The organism is Paenibacillus sp. 01T422 (assembly GCF_056398785.1).
Genome location: NZ_JBFTQB010000928.1, coordinates 1 through 5,238, shown reverse-complemented (window position 1 = coordinate 5,238; position 5,238 = coordinate 1). Strand labels below are relative to the sequence as shown.

The 5,238-nt window shown below is 51.2% G+C and carries 7 protein-coding genes; 5 read left to right on the top strand and 2 right to left on the bottom strand.

The features are described from left to right. Positions 1–497: SDR family NAD(P)-dependent oxidoreductase (locus AC1DUA_RS33585; protein ID WP_477503863.1), on the top strand; the 497-nt coding region annotated here is incomplete at its 5' end. Between the two features lie 54 nt (positions 498–551). Here AC1DUA_RS33585 and AC1DUA_RS33580 read toward each other — a convergent pair. Next, positions 552–848: a Rieske (2Fe-2S) protein gene (locus AC1DUA_RS33580; RefSeq protein ID WP_477503862.1), complete on the bottom strand. Its 297-nt coding sequence runs from the start codon at positions 846–848 to the stop codon at positions 552–554. A gap of 412 nt (positions 849–1,260) precedes the next feature. On the opposite strand from AC1DUA_RS33580, the gene AC1DUA_RS33575 reads away from it, so the two are divergent. From AC1DUA_RS33575 to AC1DUA_RS33560, 4 genes are read left to right on the top strand one after another with little or no spacing between them, the layout of a single operon-like run. Next, positions 1,261–1,794, top strand: a complete 534-nt coding sequence (locus AC1DUA_RS33575; RefSeq protein WP_477503861.1) for a hypothetical protein — start codon at positions 1,261–1,263, stop codon at positions 1,792–1,794. Beyond that, positions 1,776–2,471 (top strand): response regulator transcription factor, encoded by a 696-nt coding sequence (locus tag AC1DUA_RS33570; RefSeq protein WP_477503860.1) that lies wholly within the window; start codon positions 1,776–1,778, stop codon positions 2,469–2,471. Before AC1DUA_RS33575 ends, AC1DUA_RS33570 begins: the two co-directional genes overlap by 19 nt. Continuing rightward, the gene (locus AC1DUA_RS33565) at positions 2,468–2,968 is read left to right on the top strand and encodes a hypothetical protein (RefSeq protein WP_477503859.1); all 501 of its coding nucleotides are present in this window, start codon (positions 2,468–2,470) and stop codon (positions 2,966–2,968) included. Before AC1DUA_RS33570 ends, AC1DUA_RS33565 begins: the two co-directional genes overlap by 4 nt. Beyond that, the gene (locus tag AC1DUA_RS33560; RefSeq protein WP_477503858.1) at positions 2,946–3,761 is read left to right on the top strand and encodes a HAMP domain-containing sensor histidine kinase; all 816 of its coding nucleotides are present in this window, start codon (positions 2,946–2,948) and stop codon (positions 3,759–3,761) included. The genes AC1DUA_RS33565 and AC1DUA_RS33560 overlap by 23 nt, the downstream gene beginning before the upstream one ends. Positions 3,762–4,129: 368 nt before the next feature. Here the strand turns inward: AC1DUA_RS33560 and AC1DUA_RS33555 are convergent, their stop codons facing one another. Continuing rightward, on the bottom strand, positions 4,130–5,098 hold the full coding sequence (locus AC1DUA_RS33555; protein ID WP_477503857.1) for a DMT family transporter: 969 nt from the start codon (positions 5,096–5,098) through the stop codon (positions 4,130–4,132). Positions 5,099–5,238 lie beyond the last annotated feature (140 nt).

Here is a 5,238-nt window from a genome sequence, read left to right as displayed (position 1 = left end):
GTGCTGGATTGCCACTTCTGCGTAAATCAGATGCTGGACATTTGGTAGCAACAACAAGCGTTGGGGGTCTAGTTGGGCAACCTTTCAATGAAATCTACTGCTCGGCCAAATTTGCCGTTGAAGGCTTGCTAGAAAGCTTAGCGACATACTACAAGCCAACGTTCAACATTGATGTTACGCTGCTTGAGCCTGGCGCGATTGCAACTAATTTTAACCAAACTGTCCTTGGGCATGTTCAACAAACCGGAGGTATTCTGGAGGACGAATATAAGCCAATTATCACGCAATACCTGGACGCATTCTCCAAACGGAACTCTGTGCCTCAAACGTCAGAATCAGTTGCCGAAGTTATGGTGAAGCTGATGGAAATGGACCCTAAACCGCTGCGCATTCGCACTTCGGAGGCCGCGGAAGCTTTTGTACAGTATAAAGTGAGCCAAGACCCTACTGGTCTGGACGGTATGCTGAACACACGTAAGCTGCATTTGAATTTATAAAAAAAAATCAGGACCCGCCTAACCCTTCATCGGATCAGGCAGGTCCTTTTCTTTTTACACATGCGCTATAAGCTGGCCTTCTTTGACGATAACGTCATAGGCTGTTAGGCTTTTGGTCGGCACGTTCAGGCATGCTCCTGAGTGGAGATCGAACGTCCAGCCGTGCATCGAGCATACGAATTCCCCTTTTTCAGCCTCCACAATAGCTCCAGCATGCGGGCATCGGCTTGAGACGAGCCGGTACGATGCCTGATCCTCGGATTGAATTAACCAATACAAGTTCTTATCGAATACGACTTCTGCGGGCAGTTTGGTGAAGCTTTCCTCTGGCCCGAGCAGGACTTCTTTCATGTAGACACCCCCTGTTCATTGTGTTCCAGCATACAGTTTACTACATTTTCGACGTTAGATTTAACTCTTATTGGACGAAATCCAACGAACCAGCCGATTAAGCCGCAAAATCCTGCTTTCCGTTGGATGAATTCCAATGGGACCATCTGATTCCTCGTGAATACGCCCCCTTTTATGTAATCGCATTGGAATCTGTCCAACGAGATGGCGATTCGGACTCACCTTATGCCTATTTCGTTGGAAAACGTCCAATGGCATCTCCCATACTCCACCTCATAACTCCGGCAATCGTCAAGCACACACATAATTTCCCACAATGTTACGATAGGATGTCCATAATCTTACGGTACATTTAGGTTGTAAGGGAGAGACACTCACCTACATACCCCCAAATTGAGAGGAGTTTTCTACTATGAAAACACAATGGAAACGTCGCGCAAGTCAAGCTAGTCTGCTAGCTTTTATGGTAACAATGGCTTTTGGAGCTGTCGGTGGTGCATCAGCGGCTGACGCTACTACAACAGATACTAAAACAAGCTTCGCTGTCACATCGGCAACTCCCCTGATGGGAACCAGAGCGGTTCAGCTGCACACAAGCTCAGGCGGCCTATTGCTGCAACCAGCTCATGAGCGCAACTATTTGAAATTGCTAGTGAGCACCTACGCCCCAAGCAGCTTGGCTGAATGGAAGCAAGCGTTAGAGGATCGCAAACAAGCTGAGAGCGAGATGCCGAAGCCTGCATTCGCCAAAACAATGGTGATCAAAAGCACTGCTACTGCACTGCCGACTACTCCGGGTACTTTGGAAAATAAAATGTTCAAACTCGATCCTGCTCAGCCAGCTCCAACTCCGGTGGACCGATCGCAAAATACTGCGAACGGCTCCACCTTTTCCCCATCGCTGAGTAGAAAGAAGGAGAAACCTATATGTATCGCATTTATTTAGTGGAAGATGAAGAGCATCTCAGGGGCGTTCTTGCCGCCTATTTAGAGAAAGAGGGGTGGCAAGTGCGTTCGTTCGCTGACGGGACCTCGGCAAGATCCGCCATATCCGAGCGGCCGGACTTGTGGGTCCTCGATATCATGCTCCCAGGCGTTGACGGCTATCAGCTTATGCGCGAGATTAAGGCGGATCAGCCCGCGCAGCCCGTAATTTTCATATCAGCGCGAGACGCGGATATCGATCGGATCATTGGCCTGGAAATGGGGAGCGATGACTACTTGGCCAAGCCTTTTTTACCTCGCGAGCTCGTCATCCGTACTCGCAAACTGCTGGAACGCGTATACGGCGGACACCCTGCCGGCATGATACCTGCAGGGCTGGAACGCCGCACGAAGTTGAACATAGCTCCCTATCTGATTGATGAGCAAGCGCGCACAGTAACAGCAGAGGATGGCAGCAAGCTGGAGCTTACCTCCAAGGAATTTGAGCTGCTGCTCTATTTGGTGGGCCACCATGGGCAAGTGTTAGAGCGTGAACAAGTGCTCCGAGCTGTTTGGGGGATCGACTACTTCGGGACCGACCGGGTCGTAGATGATTTGGTACGAAGACTTCGCCGCAAGCTGCCAGAGCTGCGATTAGAAACCGTATACGGATACGGATATAGGATGGTGAAAGCATGACGCTGCGATTAGGACAATGGCCGCTGGCCATGAAGCTTTGGGGGGCATTCGCGGCTTTAACGCTGCTTATTTTTACACTGCTTGCCGTTCTGCTGCCCTGGACGTTGAAGGGATTTTTTACAGAGCAGCTATACGATATTCTACTAGACACGCAGAGTGGGCTTCGTGTGGAAGCAACGACGTTGACATCGCCTACCCTAACACTGGCTACAAAAGGGATAGCCGGGGTAAAAGCAGATATCATGACGGATATTAAAACACTTTTATGTGATCCGAAAAGAGGTCGTCCAGGGCCAGCCCGGCTTCATTGTCTCTTATGCCTGGGGCAATTACCGCAACGACCTGGTCATGACCATGTTCGGCAGACTTATGCTGATGATGGTTGGCCTCATCGTAATTTCATGGCTGCCATGTCTGGTCATCGCCCGCTACTTCACACGTCCACTCGTTCAGATGGAGCGCCACGTTGGACGCATGGCGGAGCGCGATTGGCATGATCCGATTGAAACTGGACGCAAGGATGAAGTGGGACGGCTAGCCAAGGCCATTGAAGCGATGCGGCAGCGCCTCGTGCGCCAGGACCGCGCGCAGCAATTCTTCCTGCAGCACACTTCTCACGAGCTGAAAACCCCGGTCATGGTTATCCGCAGCTATGCGCAGTCGATTCTCGACGGGGTTTTCCCGAAAGGGACCTTGAGCGAAAGCCTAGGCGTCATTCTGAAAGAAGGCGAGCGCCTCGAGAAACGCATTCGTGACCTGCTGCTGCTTAATAAGCTGAATTATGTCACCGCTCGCGAGAAGCCTTTCCGCCCTTTTGAGCTGCACGAGGTCATCGAAGATGTGGTTGAAAGGCTGCGCTATCGCCGGCCCGAAATCGAGTGGGAGATGGAACTCCCCCCTGCCACCCTGCATGGCGACCCCGATCAATGGAAGATCGCCTTGGAGAATATGCTCGATAACCAGCTCCGCTATGCCAAAAGCGGCATCCGGATTATCCTCACGACGCCAGCCAATGGCGAGGGCAAGCAAGCTGCAGATCATTTCTCACAGCTGCAGATCAGCAACGACGGTCCGCCGCTCGATCAGGCGATCGCGGACAGCCTCTTTGAGCCCTTCCGCTCTGGCGGTGACGGCCAGTTCGGGCTCGGTCTTGCCATCGTGAAGCAAATCATGGACCATCACGGTATGACCGTGCGTGCCGCGAACGAGCGGGACGGGGTTGCATTTTATCTTGAGCCTGCGGTTGCGGCGCAAAAGGATGGTAAGCATAAGGTGCCGAAGGTTTCCTGAGGCTGCTTGGGGGCTGCTGCTGCGAGTACTGTTGGAGATGATGTTGCGTGATACTGGTGATGATGATGGGGCGAGATACTGCCGATGAATACTGGCGTGAGTTAGGGGGAACTGTGATCCCCTATTTTTGGTGGAAGCGACGCTTCGGACGATTATGGGGAACTACGAYCCCCTATTTGCCATAAAAAAGCTTAAATCCGAGATTTTTCTGGCAAATAGGGGCCTGTAGATCCCTCCGGACTGTTAAATCGCCTATTTCCCGCAAATAGCGCCCTGTAGTTCCCTACCGCAAGCGTCCAGCACCGCAGTGTACACAAAAGGCTGCCCTGAAAAGTAGAACAATCTACTTTCAGGGCAGCCCTTTTATTTTAGGCCGCTGCTTTGTTCTGATTGCGGCTCATTACCCAAAGTGTAAGCCAAATCACGATGAAGCCAGCGAGCTGGCCTACGGTTAGCTTTTGCCCGAAGACAAGCCAGTTCACACAGACGCCAACTGCTGGGAAGGCCAACTCCGCCAGTGTCGCGAAAAACGCCTTGGTGGAGGACAACCCTTTATAATAAAGAAGCATGGAGAGCAAGCCCGGGAAAAACGCCTGGAACAGCAAGTTCACAGCTATAAGTGTCAGACCGCCGCTAGTTCCCGTTACGTGCCAAGCATCGCCGCTAGCAACAAGTACAACTGTCAGCAATGGAATGGCGAGCAGAAACCGCAGCGAGGTTACGATCGGGAAGTCTAGTTTTTTCTGCAGCAAGTACTTGCCCATGACGGTCGAGCCACCCCATAAGCCTGCTGCAAGAATCGAGAATAAGCAGCTTATGGTACCCAAATCTTTAAGCCCCATCTCTGGTGACGAGAAGCCGAACGTCAGTAAATACGTGCCAAGCAGCGCCACCGCAATATAGGCAAAAAATTTGGAAGGCAGCGTTTCTTTGAGCATCAAGCGAGCCAAAATGATAGCGAATAAGGGCTGTAATTTCTGTAAAAGCAGTATGGCGTTCRCATTGCCGTGCGAGAACGCAGCTGTAAACAGGATGGTCGCAATCGCCGATCCGCCCCATGAGATGAACAGCAATGCGCCGATGACACCTAGCGACAGCTTGCCGATCAAGGTTTTACGGTACTTTATCAGTGCCGGCAGCGCATAGCAGGCAAGAAGCAAATGCTCAATAAACACGATTTGCGCTGAAGTAAAGCTTTTTAACAGTAAGATCCTGAAGAGTGGGTCGAGCCCCCATAACGTTGCCCCAAGTGCCACATACCAAATCCCGCTGATACCACCTAAGCGCGTGGAAATCACATTAGTGCGCTTTGTTCCTAACTTAAATGCATTTTCCAATTCAAAAACCTCCTAGGAATGTTTTGAATTGAACCCTCTGAAAAGAGACAATACCCCCGCTCGATGATCAGCGGGGGCATTGACAAACAGACCTGCCAAAACCGAAGTTTTTGACAAGTTGTCCTTCATCTTCTCCCATC

What these genes read in the sequence shown, in the direction of transcription:
- AC1DUA_RS33580 (WP_477503862.1), bottom strand. Translation starts at nt 848, where the DNA reads ATGAAAGAAGTCCTGCTCGGGCCAGAGGAAAGCTTCACCAAACTGCCC.
- AC1DUA_RS33575 (WP_477503861.1), top strand. Translation starts at nt 1,261, where the DNA reads ATGAAAACACAATGGAAACGTCGCGCAAGTCAAGCTAGTCTGCTAGCT.
- AC1DUA_RS33570 (WP_477503860.1), top strand. Translation starts at nt 1,776, where the DNA reads ATGTATCGCATTTATTTAGTGGAAGATGAAGAGCATCTCAGGGGCGTT.
- AC1DUA_RS33565 (WP_477503859.1), top strand. Translation starts at nt 2,468, where the DNA reads ATGACGCTGCGATTAGGACAATGGCCGCTGGCCATGAAGCTTTGGGGG.
- AC1DUA_RS33560 (WP_477503858.1), top strand. Translation starts at nt 2,946, where the DNA reads ATGGCGGAGCGCGATTGGCATGATCCGATTGAAACTGGACGCAAGGAT.